Here is a 16,031-nt window from a genome sequence, read left to right on the forward strand (position 1 = left end):
TTTAACGAAGTAATTTACCTAACAATAAATCTTTAACTATGCGTACAGCCGGCCAACGACCTTGCTTACTATTTTGTTTACTATAATCGGTGTAACGTACGGTTACCGGCGCTTCCACAAAATTTAATTTTAATCTTTTTATTTCATCTATCAACTCCGAACTAAAAGCCATCCTGTCCTGCCGTAAAATCATTAATTGCCAAGCAGTCGCCCTAAACAATCTTAAGCCGTTATGAGCGTCGCTTAATTTAACACCAGACACCACCCAGGTAAAAATTATGGCCACTTTTAAAGTTAAACGCCTTAACCAAGGTAAGCCAATTACCCGACCCTTAAACCTAGAACCCAAGACTACCTGATTGTCATCTTTAACCAAATACTCAACCAACCTCGGTATATCTTGGGGATCAAACTGCCCGTCGGCATCAAAATGCAACACGGCCCAAGCCCCTTGTTCAATAGCCCAATTAGAACCGGTAATCAAAGCTGCGCCATAGCCTCGGTTAACTACGTGTTGTAAAACAACAGCGCCGGCCGACTTGGCCAAGGTAGCAGTCTGATCACTAGAACCGTCATCCACCACAATTACTTTGTTAGCATAAGGCTTAACAGTCGCCACGACAGCTGCAATAGATGGCTCTTCATTATAAGCTGGAATTACTATGTCTGGTTTCATTTTTTAATAGATGATTTTTTAAACCACAACAAAGTACGTCTTAAACCTTCAGTTAAGGGCACTTCGGCACGCCAACTTAATTGACGGCGGGCTTTGTCAGCTTTTAAACAACTTTTTGGTACATCGCCTAAGCGTGGCGGCACATACTTAACTTTAGGCACTACCGCCAACACTTCGCCTAAAGCCTGAAGTAACTGCAATAAACTGGTCTCGCGCCCCGTTGATAAATTATAAACACCTTGACCGTGCAACATAGCCTGGCTTAACCCTTTGGCCACGTCGACCACATAAATAAAATCTCTAGTCTGAAAACCCCTACCTTGTATGTTCAAATCCTGACCTTTTAATAAGCTTTCAGAAAAAATTGCCACTACCCCGCCTTCACCTAAAGCTTTTTGTCTGGGCCCATAAACATTAGATAGCCTAGTCACCACTGTCGGCCAACCCAAATCAGTTTTAAAATAATGCAAAAAATTTTCCACTGACAATTTACTGAAAGAATAAGGATTAAGCGGCTGCATCTTGACTAATTCATCAGTTGGTAAATCCTCGTTATCACCATACACACCAGCTGTAGAAACAAACAAAAATTTTTTAAGTTTTAAACCCTGACAAGCTTTTATAAGATTAAGTGTTCCACTGATATTTATACTGGCATCTAAAGCTGGATCAACGATTGATTTAGGCGCACTAACTTGAGCCGCCAAATGACAAACATAATCCGGTTTTATTTTTTTTAACAAAACTATCAACTTAGGCGATCGAATATCCATTTTTTTAAAAACCGCCGCCTTAGGCAAATTCTTTTTTTGACCGCTGGATAAATCATCCACCACTATTACTTCAAACTTATTCCTAATAAGTTCTTCTGCCAAATGACTGCCAATAAACCCAGCACCGCCGGTGACTAAAACTTTAAGCATTTATTTTTTTCCTTGGGGTAAATATTTTTTTAAAACCGCCACCTTATCTAACTTTTCCCAGGTAAACTTACTGCCCGGCTGACCAAAGTGCCCATAAACAGCTGTTTTTAAAAAAATCGGCTGACGTAATTTTAATTTATCCATAATAACTTGTGGCTCCAAAGGAAAATGTTTTTTAACAATAATGGCTAATCGGTTATCGGGTAAAGCTGAAGTGCCAAAACTATTTACCACCACGCTTAAAGGCTTGGCCCGGCCGATTACATAAGATAATTGAACTTCACATTCTTCCGCCAAACCGGCTGCTACCAAATTTTTGGCCGCGTACCGAGCCGCATAAGCTCCGGTTCGGTCCATCTTAGTGGCATCCTTACCGGAAAAACAACCACCGCCATGTTTGGCATAACCACCGTAAGTATCAACAATTATTTTTCTTCCGGTTAAACCCGTATCAGCCTGCGGACCACCAGTTACAAACCGACCCGTGGCATTTATATAAACTTTAGTATTATTTTTTAAAAAACGTCCGGCCACTGGTTTAATTACTTTAGCTAAAATATCTTTTTTTAAACGTTTTAAACTCACCCGATCATCATGTTGGGCCGCCACCACCACATTAACCAAACCAACCGGCTGACCATTACGATATTCAACTGTCACAGCTGTTTTACCGTCGGGTCGTAAATAAGGCAGTGTTTTATTGTGTCTAACTTTAGCCAATTGTTCAGCCAAACGATGGGCCAACCAAATTGGCAAGGGTAAATATTCTTTAGTTTCTCGATTAGCATAACCAAACATTATTCCCTGATCACCAGCTCCTAAAACTTTAAGGTTTTTATTTACCACCCCCCGGGCAATATCGGCGCTTTGTTCGTGCAAAGAAACCAACACTCCAATATCCTCGGCCGCCGCGCCAAATGATGGATCGGTATAACCAACCTTACGCAAAACTGATCGAACAATTTTTTGTACATCAGCAAAACCTGTAGTGCTAACCTCACCAGCCACTAATACCAAACCGGCCGTCACGCAGGTTTCCACCGCCACCCGCGCTAAAGGATCTTGCCTTAACAATTCATCCAAAACTGCGTCAGAAATCTGGTCACACAGTTTATCCGGATGACCTTCCGTAACCGATTCTGAAGTAAAATATTTTATGTTATCGGCCATATTTAATTACTGCTTAAACGCAAAGTATTTTTATGAACTTTAAAATAATCAATCGTTTGCTTTAAACCTGTATCCAAAGGCTGCAGTGGAAACCAACCTAAATATTCCTTAGCTTTAGTTATACTGGGAATGCCCTGCTTGCCCCAATAAGGCAAAGGCTCGGCTACCATAATCTCGCTTTTGCTTTCCGCTAAAGTTACTATCTTCTCCGCCACTTCAATAAAAGTATTTAAATCAATTGATCCCAAATTAAATATGCCATCACCTTCAAACTCCATTAATTTAACTAAACCTTCCACCATGTCACTAACATAACAAAAAGTGGAAGTGGCTTCTTTGTGACCATAAATAGTTAAAGATTCATCCCTCAAAGCATGAACAATAAAATCCGGTATCATACGTCCATCGTTCACTTTCATTCTGGGGCCGTAAGTATTAAAAATTCGGGCGATTTTTATACTTAAATCGTGTTGGCGACCATAATTAACTGCTAAACTTTCAGCAAAACGTTTGCCTTCGTTATAGCAACTTCTGGGGCCAACCGGATCAATAAATCCCCAATAAGTTTCTTCCAAAGGCTTACCCTCTTCCGGATCGCCGTAAATGGCCGAAGAAGAAGCTAACAAATACTTGGCTTTATATTTTACGGCTAACTCTAAAGTATTCTTGGTGCCGTCGGCATTGCTTAATAAAGTTTCTATAGGCAATTTATTATATTCCTTAGGGCTAGTCGGACAAGCTAAATTATAAATCTCCTGCAAACCCTGCAGTTTAATTTTAAAAACTTCCAGTTCGGGAAATTTTTCCAAATCCAACGGCTGACTAATATCGTGACGAATAAATTCAAAATGCGGACTTTGTAATAATAAATCAATATTTTCTTCTTGACCGGTAATAAAATTATCAACACAAATTACGTTAGCGTTTTTAATGAGTTCGTCGCATAAATGCGAACCAATAAACCCGGCACCACCGGCTACCAAAATATTCTTACGTTCTAATAATTGTTTATACATATAAAGAAAAATTATAAGTAATTCCTTAGTTAATTTTAGCCTAAAACCAAAGCATTTACAAACCAAGCTACTAAACAAATCCCAAATTTTAAATCTTAATTTCTAAACAATACCCAAATCATAATAACTTGTTTTATTAGGAATTATTTAGGATTTAAGTTTTAGGATTTAAGTTTTAGGATTTTTGATTTTTAATTTTTGATTCTTTAAATACCCAACTTTTGGCCGCTGTAAAATAAAATAATGTACCCACAGCCAACAAAACAGCTTTGGCCAACAAATCCCACCAACCAACTTTAGCCACCAGCCACCATAAACCTATTTCTATAAAAACTAAATAAATCAAAGATAAAGATAAAAACCGACCATAACCTTTAAAATTAAAAAAATTACCGCCCGTCGAAAAAGTCCAATATCTATTCCAAATAAAACTATTCAAATTAGCCACCAAAAAAGCTACGGCGTTCATTAACAAATACTGTTGCTGCCCAAAAGATAAGGTACGAGTTAATAACCAATAAAGACCAAAATCCACCAGAGCATTACTTAAACCTACTAAACCAAACTTAATTAACTGGTTAAATAAACCTAACCATTGGCTCTTAATCTTAAATAACCTGAACATAAATATTTTTAAGGTAAAACCGTAACGGACAAACCACCACGAAAATTAAGAGGCTCCACAAAAAATTGACTCTTTAATTCGTTTTTAGAATTAAACATTCTAACGTGCGGACCACCACCTTCGCCCGGCGTAGTAACTATTTCGTTTTGACCATCACCATCTACATCGCCAATGCTAATATTAACACCACCGCGAAAATTCTTTTCAAAAGCCATAAACTGCCTTAACAATTTCCCTTGGCCGCTAAATACTCTAACTTGCGGACCGCCCCCTTGACCGGGTGCTACAATAATATCTTCTTTACCATCGCCATCACTGTCACCAACTGCTAAATTAATACCTCCTTTAAAAACCCAGGGATAAGGGTAAAATTCTTCCAATAAATTACCAAACTTATTAAACACGCGAACTGGCAAACGGCTATTACCTTGCGGGGCCACCACTATTTCCGGCTGGCCATCTTTATTAACATCGCCGGCCGCCACATTAATGCCACCAATATAAGAAGGGTCGTAAGGAACAAATTGATACAATAAAACTCCCTGACCATCAAATATTCGAACTATGTTGCTACCACCCTTACCAACTCCTAAAACTAAATCCGTTTTACCATCACTGTTAAAATCCGCGGCCGCTATACTAAGCCCCCCACGCCAACCTTCGGCAAAAGCCATAAATTGATATTCCACACCACCTTTTAAATTAAACAACTTAACATGTGGTCCGCCGGCCGCTCTGGGTACGGTGGCAATATCGCTTTGACCGTCGCCGTCAAAATCACCGCTAGCTATATTAACGCCTTGGGTAAACCTGGGGTGATAGGCAATAAATTTTTCCAACCGTTCACCCGAAACATCCAACAAACTAATTTCTGCCTGGCCTTTATTACCCGGTGCCACAACAATTGGACTTTTAACAGCAAAAGCATTACTGCCCGCCAAACGCCAAGCAGCCGCTAAATTAAGTCGCCGTCCCACCTGGCCTTTAAGCCCGGGGTTGGCAAAGTCTATTTCTTCACCCGAAGCTATTAAAATATCCCGCAATTGCGAGGGTGACAATCTAGGATAAGCGGCTTTTAAAACCGCCAAAGCGCCCGACACCAAAGGAGCCGCCACTGAAGTACCACTCCAATAACCACCATAAGCTTCTTTAAAGCCTGGTTGCTCTTCGCTTAAAAATAAAGTACCAAAAATATCCGTGGCTGGCGCGGCAATATCTATGCAGCGACTGCCATAATTAGAAAATAGTGCCCGCGAATCATTTAATTCTAAACCAGCCACGCCAATTACCTGGTTTTCTCCGTTATAACCATCGTCACACACGGGATACTGTGGCTGTTTATCCATATTAACACCAATTTGCTGTTCATTACCGGCAGCGGCCACCACCAAAATACCAGCCAAATAAGCCCGATGGATAGCATCTTGTAATATGGGATCAGAAACACTACCAACAAAACTTAAATTAATAATATCTGCTCGGTTGTCTATGGCGTACTGTATACCGCGGGCGACCGTAACTGTGTTGCCAATACCAGCTGAATCCAATACTCGCACTGGCATTATTTTGGCATTCCAACTAACACCGGTAATACCTAAATTATTATTACCCACCGCCGTAGCTACGCCGGCCACAATCGTACCGTGATGCATAGCTACCTTGTTCCACACCTTGCCAAACTTAGGTTTGGGATCAGCTAAATTATCCACAAAATCCCAACCATATTGATCATCCACAAAACCATTACGATCATTATCTATATTATCACCCGGCACTTCCCAAGGATTAAACCAAATATTAGGTGCTAAATCCGGATTATCTATATCTACTCCACTGTCTAAAACAGCGATTACCGGACGCAAAGGTAAATTCCGGGTACTTTCCCAAGCCTGAGGCGCTTTTATTTTATTTAAATATTCCTGCTGTTTGGGATAATGCGTGTCATTGGGTGTTAAAACAGTCCGATACTCAACTATGGCACTAACCTTCTTTATATCAGGTTGATTTAATAAATATTCTTTAGTTTCTTGGACTCCTAAACCAATCTGGCAAGCCACTTCTTGTACTTGATTATCAGTAGTCAAAACAGCTAAACGACAATTAGAAAAATTATTTATTGCCTCGGCTTGTTTAATAACATAAGCTAAAGTCGGCCCGGCTGGCAAAAACACCATAGCCAAGATTAAAAACCCGAGTGCTAGGACCCGGGAATATAGCAACTGATTTTTATAAGATAATACCGGTTTCATTAAAGTTTACTATAACATAATTGCCTTGTCTTGTAAAACAAAAATCTTTTTTGTTTTATATCATTTATCCTGTCATTGCGAACTCTTTTTCCATTGTCATTGTGAACCACTCCCTCATGTCATTGCGAGGAGGTCGTAAGACCAACGTGGCAATCTAGACTGCCGCGCTCATCCGCCAGCCGGCGGACATCGGCTCGCAGTGACAAACAACCCCATGTCATTCTGACCCCGCCGTCCGCCTTGGCCAGTTGGCAACTGGCGGAGCGGGAAAAAATCTTATTCTAATAATCATCCCTAAATACCTTGACATTAAAGCGTTTTTAAGCTAATATTAACCATCAAAATGTAGCCACCGCTAATATAAATATAATATTTTGGCGAAATCCGCCGAAGTTTATATTACATTTTGTAAACAGTCAGTAACAAAAATAAATTAATTAACTTATTAAATATAATCAAGATATTAACGAAGGCGGAATAAAAACAAAATCCAAAAAACAAAAAGGAGCTACCAATGCATGACAGATACTATGTTAAAAGTTTGATCCAAAAATTTTTGGATCGAAAAAAACAAAATCCCCAAGCTGACGTAACAGATATTTTACAAGAAATGATTTACGAATACGCCTGGGAGCAACTAGAAATATCCACCATTCGGGCTACTAGTAAAAGTAAACACTGGATTATTCAAGGGCAAATAAAAGACCAGTTTGCCCGCGGCACTAATGGTAAAACAGTCATTAATATTAAATTTGACTGGCTAAGGCAAAAAACTGAAAACGGTAGCAAGCCTATTAAGTTAAAAACTTTTCAATTAAAAGAATTGTATAAGTTTTCTTTAATTACTTACCCCGACCAGCCCAATCGCTTTAGTTTAGAAAAGCCAGCTTATCGCAACAAAAAAAATTCTAAAAATGGACTGTTTATCACTTTTATTCCCACTGGTGACGAACAATTCATAAAAAATTAAACTATTCACTAAATACATTTGATTACTAATAATACCTGCGGGGGAAAATAATTTTCTTTAAGGCGCGCTTTTTATTAAGCCGTCTTATTTTTTTACAACAATTAACCCCCACCCCCCTATTTTCACAGGAAAACAGGAAATTTTATTATCGCTATTACAATCTTAAGAATGTAATTAATAAAACCAGGCAGATACTTCCATACTTGCGAGTATGGAAGTATCTGCCAAATAAATAATCTAATAAAAATTCTTCCATTAATCACCTTACACCTTTTAAATATTTTTCAAAGTCTTTGTTTAACTTCCCTTTAAGCTGTAAATTTTTTAAAACAACATATAATTTATCTTTCTGTTTTTTGTTAGCGGTAGCTATAATTTCTTTAATTAAAAGTTCTGGCCAATGATACATCGGATAAGCACGGCGTAACTTGGTCCAAGGAGAACCATCATCTTTTTTTAATAAATTTATCTCCTTATTTTTCGTTCTGTTAAAAATCATTCTAAAACCTTCACCAGCCTCTTGTAGCCAAATATTTATTCTAGAAATTGTCTGACTGCCCACTCTCAATTCACTCATAATCTCCTGATAACTAACACCCCTTAATAATAACTTGGCTATTTTTAAACGCTTAGCCAACATAGTTAGTTCGGAACGAGATAAAAGATCTTGAAATATCACGGCCATTTCCTTAAAACCATTAACAGTTGCCAAAGATCTAAAAAAATCCAGCAACAATTCTTGTTCGTCTTTTTTGGATAACTTATGATAAGGCGAAAATTTAGCCATATTTTTAAATAAAAATAAATAAACATACCCGTCATTTTCTTCCACCCTGCGTCCGTTGGGTGGAAGAAAATGACAAAAAATACCCAAAAAATAATGGGTAAATAACAGGCTTAAATATCACATAATTAGTCCCTCCAACTAATTAATATTAGATAATTAAACTTTACTACTTTTAACTAAGCTAGTAAACAAAGCTAATGAATGACCTGCTTGTCTTATCGGCAAATACTTCCATACTTGCGAGTATGGAAGTATTTGCCAAAGGGAATAGATAAAAAATAAATTAATAACCAAACCAAAAGAGACTCGCTGACTGCGAGTCTCTTTTTTTTAACTGTTTTAACAGTAATTATCGGGTAGCTCCCGAATAAGCAATGGCGCGTACGGCATCCCAATCACTGGCTGTGCTGGGCGCTTTGCCAAAAATAGCTTTAAAGGAATTAATAGCGACTTTTTCAGAATTCATATTCCTATTAGCGCTTCTAAGTCCGTAAGCCATAACAGTAATGGCCGCGTCGTCGTGGGCGTTAGTGCGCACGGCGTCTCTTAAGTAAATCTTTTTAAAAGTCGCAGCCACGGCTTTTTCTTGCGCGGCGTTCAAGGTACCAGGCCAGCGACCGTTGGCGATTTTTATTACATCTTGCCAATCGGTTTCGCTAGTTGGCACTCGGCCAAAAGCGGCTCTAAAACTATTCACTACGCCAGCCCTTTCCCCTGCCCCCAGGGCAAGAGTAGTAGCTGTACCATAAGTTACGAAGCTGGTAACCTGGGCCCTAGTAGCGGCTGGCGTGCTCGCCAGTACCACTCTGGCCACAATGGTAGAATCGTATTTTTGTTCTAAACCCAAGTTGCGCTGTAAACCCATTTCCCCAGCCATTTCACTAGCTGTTTTGCTTATCACATTAACAGCTTCTTGAGCCATAGTTTGCACCTGATTAGCCCGTTCGGTAATAGTTTCTGGTTCAGGTGTAGGAGTTGGAGTCGGCGTAGGGGTTGGTGTAGGAGTTGGAGTCGGCGTAGGGGTTGGTGTAGGAGTTGGAGTCGGCGTAGGGGTTGGTGTTGGTGCTACATAACTACTTCCACCACCACTTCCTGAATTACAACTTCCAGTTAATGGAACTACTGCGTACGTACCACTACCCGAAGGTAACTCTACATAACTTGTCCCAGGTGTTGAATTAGCATTACAGGTTACCCGATTACCACTCAAAGTAACTTCTATTGATTGAACAGAAGAATTACTAGAAACTACCTTAAAAGTATCTGTGGCATCAGGATTAGTTACAGTAAAAGACCCACTATCAAAAGACCAACTTTCAGCCCTGGAACCACTAAGAATCAACATATCTGCTGTTCCTGAACCCAAAGTAACACTAGCCACTGTAATATCCCCATTAGCTATAAAATCCGTAGTAGCTGCTTTAACTGGTACAGCTACCAATAAAGCCAACGCCGTTATAACTAGCGCTTTCCAACCAAAACTTAAAAATTTGTTATACATAGGCGTGGTTTAATTAAATTATAAAAATATTAATTAAGCCAACGCTTAGTTAACTATAATATATTGCAAAGTCGCAGCATTAGCTGGAGCTGCTGAACACTTTACCTGGAAACTAGTAGAAGCTGTTCTGGTATATACACCGCAGACGGCAGCTGTCGCGTTAGCGCCAACACTTACACCTATGTAAGAGTTAGCAGTTACGCTGGCAGCATCAGCCGTAATAGTAAAATCAGTAGCTGTAGCGTCCGGCACCCAGCCAAAAGCATCATCAGCCAAATTTCCTTTAACTACCTTAGTTATAGCCGTACCGCCACCCAAGGTAGTAGTACCAGTAACAGCTAAAGTACTGCCCAAGGTTACGGCACCAGCTATATGCCCGCTGTCAGCCACGTATAAACCTTGGTCCCAATTGGTACCTTCCACGTAAATACCGTATTCCGTAGAAGCGGTAGCTGCCGCTTGATCATTTACATGCAAACCATATACCGGGTTTGTTCCATCACCCGTAACATTAGTTAAATCTATATAAGCACCCTTGTAAGCATCGGTTGCCGTAACCGCGGCGGCGGCCGACAAAGCCAACAAAGTGCCAGTAGTCATAGTAGCAGGTGGAACAATTGTCACGTTTCCATTGGTACCATTAACGGTAAATTGAGAAGTATCAACAGTAATACCTCCGTTAGCCGCCAAAGCACCAGTTAAAGTACTAGCACCAGTAACAGCTAAGGTACCACCTGTAGAAACATTGGTACCAATAGTCGTAGCGGCATAAGCGCTACCGGCTACTAAAGTAAGCACCAACATAGTTATTGGCACTAAGTAGCGCCTGAATTTATTAGGGTTAAACATAAGCAAACAAATTTAATTATTAATGACAAATATCAAATAACAAATCAATTGCTAAATGATTAATGTCAAATTTATAAAACTATTGTTATCAGCCAACCGGTTTAGGCAAATAACAAAATATTTTGTTTTTATTTTTTTACTGTTTGTTAACTAAACAGTCCGACCTTACCCTGTTTAATTTACTTACAGCGAATTTTTAAATTAAGGCTTATAAAAACAAAAAACCCAAAAAATGGGTTCTAATAAACTACTGGGTCGCCAAAGCGATCCGCAAATATAATGCTATTTTGTAACCTAACTACAGGTTCAAAAAACATTTGACTTAGCCTTAATTACTCCTTGGTTATTGCCTTCCCAATAACCACTAGCCTCCTTAGGCTATGATACTATTATATACAAAAGTCAAAACAACGCAACTAAAATAACTTTGTAAAACAAAAAGCTTTTACAAACCGCGAATAAAAAAGTATTCACTACCTAATTTTTCCAGTTAATCTAGCTAATTCTTGACTGGCAATTTGGTCTTTATTATTTTTTGAAATTATAAAACGATACTCCAAAATAGCATCTTGGATACTGCCAATATTTTCCAAATACCTGGCAAAAGAATGATGTAAATCTAAATTATGATCCGTAGCTAAAAAAGATTTATTATACAATTCTCTTATTGCTCCTTGATTAGAACCTAATCTATATCTATTAAGCTCAATTAATTTAGACCAATTTATAACCATAGTTGGCTCTATCTCTGTGGCTTTTTTTAAAGCTTGTTTAGCTAATTCATAGTCCCCAACTTGTTCATAAAGTGAACCTAAATTACTCCACGGGACAGAAATAAAAGGGTTTTGTTGAGAAGCCCATAAATAAGACTGCCTAGCCTTGTCTAATAATCCTAAACTTTCATAATTAATTCCTAATAATAAATACGACTCAGATAAATTAACTCCTTGCTGACTAGAAAAATCATTCAATTTTTTTTGCAGTGTTTTAATTTGTTCTGTTATACCTTGTCTTTCTTGTTCTGATAAATTAACTTCTATATTATTTATACTGCTGTCAAAAATTAAATCTACTGAATTATTAAACGAACTTACTTTTACTTGTTCCGCTGGGTTAAAATAAATAAAAATAGCAGTAGTCAACACCAAACTGATTGATATTAATATAAAAATTTTAAATTTACTTTCCAACATATATAAAATTATAGCAAATACAAAAATTTAAACAATAAAACAACCCCCACTTAAGTGGGGGTTGTTTTGTCAAATTGTCGTTTTAACCTTTTTGGTAAAACAGCAAATGACTTTTAACTATTACTAACTTTATTGCTTGGACATAGTACCCAAGGTTGGCTTACCATCAACGTACAACGAAGTAATCGTGTCGGCGAGGTCACCATCCTGAGTGCCATCATAACCCAAACCAGCTTCAGTTACGCTGTATTTGAGATCGCCCAAGCTAGCTACAGACAACGCAAAGCTGTCACCAGAAACAACGCTAGTAGCGGTGCTTAAGGTCACGGTCAAATAGCGGTAAGCTCCGCCATTAATCGCGGTAGAAGCAGTAAGAGCAGCGAAATCAAGAGTATCAGTAGCGCTAACTTCCAAAGAATTGGTAGTATAGTCGCCTGAATTCTCACTTGAAGCATAAATAGTGTAACGAGCATCTGTACCAGTGTGGGTACCGCTGTCGGTGAATTTGACATTGGTCAAAGTAATTTGAGCATTGCCATTGTTCTGAACCTTAAAGCGGCCAATAGCCGTACCAGCAACCACAGTCTGGGTAACGCTGGAAGTAGGCTCAAAGGCAGATACCACTACACCAAACGGAACAATGCGAGTAACAGCACCAGAGGCATTAAGATTACCACCGGTATAAGTACCAGGAGCAGCCGAGCTAGTAATACCCTTGGCTATCACATTGGTACCATCTACATTCAAATGCATGTAGAAATCATTACCCAACTTGGCAATACCTTCGGAACCAATGTCAGCTTTGACATAAATAGTTACTGGGGTACCAGGTTGAATAGCGGCAGACAATAGATTGTCAGTCGCGGTCCAAGTGTTAGAACAGGCATTGCTAGAACAGGTTGTAAACTGGCTAGTTGTAGCAAACGGAGTGGCAGAGATTGTACCATTACCAATCTGTTCGTACAACTTAATGTTACGGACATTGTTCTGAGTCAAAGCTGTACCAGCAGCTTCTAACTTAAGAGTGGTAATCTTCTGAGCTTCATACTGGGTGGTAAACCTTACAGCCAAGAAGGTGGAATTGGCAGTGCCAACATTGAACACCTGGGCAACTGAAGGAGTAGCACCGGAACCAGTTACTAAGGAACCAGTCAAAGTACCACCACTAACTAAGGTCATAGCCTGACCAGAGCCATTAATGGTGACATTAGAGGTACCAATAGTATTACCAGTGTCTTTACCGTTAGCTGACACATGAGAAGTGGAGTTAACGTTAAAGGTATGAGTAGAAGTAGAACCAGCTGTACCAGCAATCCAATCACCTTTTAAGGTTAAGATTACCGGAGTAGACTGCGTAACCAAAATTGGAGTGGTGAAATTGAAAGCTACAGTAGCAGCATTAGTGGAAGTAGAAGAAGAAGTCTGCAAAGAATTGCCTTGACTGTCATACATGACGAGGTTAGCCACGTCAGTATAAGCAGCACCAGCACCCTTAGTATCGGTTACAGTCAAAGAAGTAACGCGAACAGATTCTCCAGAATTTTGAGCATTTAACTCAAACTTAGCAAATTCCACATTGTTGGTGTTAAGAACCATTGAACCAGCTACCGGCGTAGACAAAGTGTTTACAGTAACGGCAGCGGCTTTAACAGAACGAGTGTTGCTATCAGTCGCAGTAATGGACGGATCAACAATATCGTTGGTAATTAACCTCTTAACAGAAGTGACATCAAAGTCATTAACGAAGTAAGCATCTGAACTGGTAGCACTAGAGCTAATGGAAGCAGATACAGTAATGTAGCTCATAACACCAGCCTTAATTATTGGGTAACTGGAAAGGCTTCTAGAAGAAGCGGTACCATTCACTGGGAAATTAGTGGTGTTGGCGGCGGCACTGTAAACAGTGTTGCCATCCACTTTGACATAGACAGTGCCAGTCAAAGCAATTGAGCTAGTGTCCTGATCCAAACCAAAACTGATAGCGCGCAATTCCATATCTTCGCCAGTAGACTTAATGTAGTACTTACCAATAACTACATCAGAAGCACCTGGGGTAACAGCATCAGACGGAGAGTCTGAAGCGCGACCAAAGATAGCGGAACCAGAACCGATAGTTACCTTGTTGTAATTGGTGGCATCACCAATTGGGAAGGAAGTATCGTTACTGCCAGCACCTGGCAATAAACCAGCGCCACTGGATAAACCGCGAATATCCAAATCATAGTTTTCGTAAACTACAAATTGAATAGTACGGCTAGCACCATCAATAATCTTAGTGCGGATAGTAAAGTCTTTAGTCTGACCTTTATCAATCAAGTAAGGATTGGTAGAAAGATCAAACATAACATACTGACCAGAAGGCTGGGCAGTAGCTAAAACAGTGCCATCCTGAGAAACCAATTGAACATCTTTATAATCCGAAGAAGCGGAGGCATTACCATTGTTCCACAAGTTCAAACCGTAAACTTTTACAGCTTCGTTGCTGGTAGTTTCGGCAATGCGGAACTTAGCAATATCCTGTGAGCTCTCTGAATCAACATTCAAAGTAACGCCACTGGCGTTAATTGGTTGAGCATCCAAGGTGACAGTAGCCAAAGAGCTAGAACCATCTACGGTTGTCATAGTATTACCCATGGCTGGGAAAGTACCAGATACAGTAGCGGTAGAAGCTGTGCTTACGTCAGAAGCAGATTTGACAGAGAAGTCCAAGGTTCCGGAGTTAGCAGAACTGGACAAGTTGATCTTAATAATAGCGAAAGTGGTAGAACCAGTAGACACTACGATAGGATCATTCACGAAGGTCAAAGTAGCTACACCGTCAGAACCCAAAGTGGTAACTACGTTGCCATGGCGCTTGCCAGCAGCATCATAGACGGCCACACCAGTAATATTGGTGTTACCAGTATAACCACCCTTGGTTACTTTAAGTCCAGTCACACTGACTGGGCCATCATTACCAGCGGTGAAATTTAACTTCAACACAGCGTTATTGGCACTACCATCAGCCAAAGTGGCAGAAGCTGGAGTGTCGGAAGCCAAAGCTACAGACAAACCAGTACCCTGACCTGGAACATAAGATCCGGTAGAACTACCAGCTACGTTAGTAACTGTAGCTTCTTTGCCAGTCAAAGAAGTACCATCAGAGTAAGTAACATCGGTAACAACTGCATTAGCAGTGTTTATCATGTTAGCAGCCAAAGCAGCATCAGAAGCGAAAGGCCTCTTTTTGCCATCTTCAACCAAGTAATAAGTGGAAGAACCACTGTACTTAATCAAAGTACCGTTAACATGCATATCGGAAGAAATGGCGGAGCCAGTCTTGTAGTTAACAAAGAAAGCATCCGACACATCCACGATCATTTTGTTCCAATTGGAACCGTATAACTTAAGGGCGCGAGCTTCGCTGTCAATACCATGCAAAGTGCCGCCGTGAGAGATAGCGTAGACTTTAGGGTCAGTCGTTATCTTAACGAGCTTGGTACCTGGACGAATAGTGACGTTGCCACCAATCGCATAGGTCTGAAGCTCAGAAGCAGGAATAGTCTTCACACCCGAAAAGTCCTTATACCAGGACATGTAAGTAGCTTCGTTCGGGAAGACATACCTCTTAGAACCATCAAAGTAATAGACAGCGGAATTACCAGCCATCTTAATGAGGTCGCCGGCTGAAGCCGCAGCGCTGACACCTAAAGGAGCCAAGCTAACGCCTACAGACCAGAGAACAGTCATTACTGTTACCCCGATAGTGAGGAATTTTTTCAAATTAGACATTTATATTAATCCTTTATGAATAAGAACAGTATTTATCTCTATTAACCTAATGTCATTCTGAACGTTAGTGAAGAATCTCATTGTTGCGATCCTTCCCCCACGGACGCGGGGTCAGGATGACGGGAATAATAAAGACCTAATCTATTTTCTTATTCAATTTTTAAGTTATGGAACTCATCCTTGCCTTATCCCCTGTTTTAAATCAACATGGGGCGGCTCGACCTTTGCGCTACTTATTAGAATTTAAATTTTAATAAGTATACGAAGTAGGATTATCCGAACACGTGTTCTAAAAACAAAT

General features: G+C 39.8%; 12 protein-coding genes. 1 reads left to right on the plus strand and 11 read right to left on the minus strand.

What is annotated here, in order from left to right:
- Window position 1: 1 nt before the first annotated feature.
- The 6 genes from KKC17_00410 to KKC17_00435 form a co-directional block, all read right to left on the minus strand.
- Window positions 2–676 carry a glycosyltransferase family 2 protein gene (locus KKC17_00410; GenBank protein MBU1038691.1) on the minus strand — a complete coding sequence of 225 codons (675 nt, stop codon included), beginning with the start codon at window positions 674–676 and terminating at the stop codon, window positions 2–4.
- Window positions 673–1,599, minus strand: a complete 927-nt coding sequence (locus KKC17_00415) for an NAD-dependent epimerase/dehydratase family protein (GenBank protein ID MBU1038692.1) — start codon at window positions 1,597–1,599, stop codon at window positions 673–675. The genes KKC17_00410 and KKC17_00415 overlap by 4 nt, the downstream gene beginning before the upstream one ends.
- Window positions 1,600–2,769, minus strand: coding sequence for a methionine adenosyltransferase (gene metK / locus KKC17_00420; protein MBU1038693.1), 1,170 nt, complete (start codon window positions 2,767–2,769; stop codon window positions 1,600–1,602).
- 2 nt (window positions 2,770–2,771) lie between these two features.
- Entirely contained in the window at window positions 2,772–3,785 is a 1,014-nt protein-coding gene (locus tag KKC17_00425) for an NAD-dependent epimerase/dehydratase family protein (protein MBU1038694.1), read from the minus strand.
- A 175-nt stretch (window positions 3,786–3,960) separates the two neighbouring features.
- Complete coding sequence (locus KKC17_00430) at window positions 3,961–4,410, minus strand: GtrA family protein (GenBank protein ID MBU1038695.1); 450 nt, start codon at window positions 4,408–4,410, stop codon at window positions 3,961–3,963.
- An 8-nt stretch (window positions 4,411–4,418) separates the two neighbouring features.
- A complete protein-coding gene (locus KKC17_00435) occupies window positions 4,419–6,659 on the minus strand; it encodes a S8 family serine peptidase (GenBank protein MBU1038696.1) in 2,241 nt (746 codons plus the stop codon).
- 556 nt (window positions 6,660–7,215) lie between these two features.
- On the opposite strand from KKC17_00435, the gene KKC17_00440 reads away from it, so the two are divergent.
- Window positions 7,216–7,629: a hypothetical protein gene (locus tag KKC17_00440; GenBank protein ID MBU1038697.1), complete on the plus strand. Its 414-nt coding sequence runs from the start codon at window positions 7,216–7,218 to the stop codon at window positions 7,627–7,629.
- Window positions 7,630–7,888: 259 nt separating this feature from the next.
- On the opposite strand, the gene KKC17_00445 is transcribed toward KKC17_00440, so the two are convergent.
- The 5 genes from KKC17_00445 to KKC17_00465 all read right to left on the minus strand — a co-directional run bounded on the left by KKC17_00445 (window position 7,889) and on the right by KKC17_00465 (window position 15,730).
- Entirely contained in the window at window positions 7,889–8,416 is a 528-nt protein-coding gene (locus KKC17_00445) for a hypothetical protein (protein ID MBU1038698.1), read from the minus strand.
- Between the two features lie 349 nt (window positions 8,417–8,765).
- Window positions 8,766–9,917, minus strand: coding sequence for a hypothetical protein (locus KKC17_00450; protein ID MBU1038699.1), 1,152 nt, complete (start codon window positions 9,915–9,917; stop codon window positions 8,766–8,768).
- Between the two features lie 45 nt (window positions 9,918–9,962).
- Window positions 9,963–10,766 (minus strand): hypothetical protein, encoded by an 804-nt coding sequence (locus KKC17_00455; protein MBU1038700.1) that lies wholly within the window; start codon window positions 10,764–10,766, stop codon window positions 9,963–9,965.
- 473 nt (window positions 10,767–11,239) lie between these two features.
- Entirely contained in the window at window positions 11,240–11,959 is a 720-nt protein-coding gene (locus KKC17_00460) for a tetratricopeptide repeat protein (protein MBU1038701.1), read from the minus strand.
- Window positions 11,960–12,088: 129 nt separating this feature from the next.
- A complete protein-coding gene (locus tag KKC17_00465) occupies window positions 12,089–15,730 on the minus strand; it encodes a hypothetical protein (GenBank protein MBU1038702.1) in 3,642 nt (1,213 codons plus the stop codon).
- Window positions 15,731–16,031: the final 301 nt, after the last annotated feature.

The sequence above is a fragment of the Patescibacteria group bacterium genome (assembly GCA_018817715.1).
Classification (GTDB): Bacteria; Patescibacteriota; Patescibacteriia; order Veblenbacterales; family UBA10138; genus JAHITT01.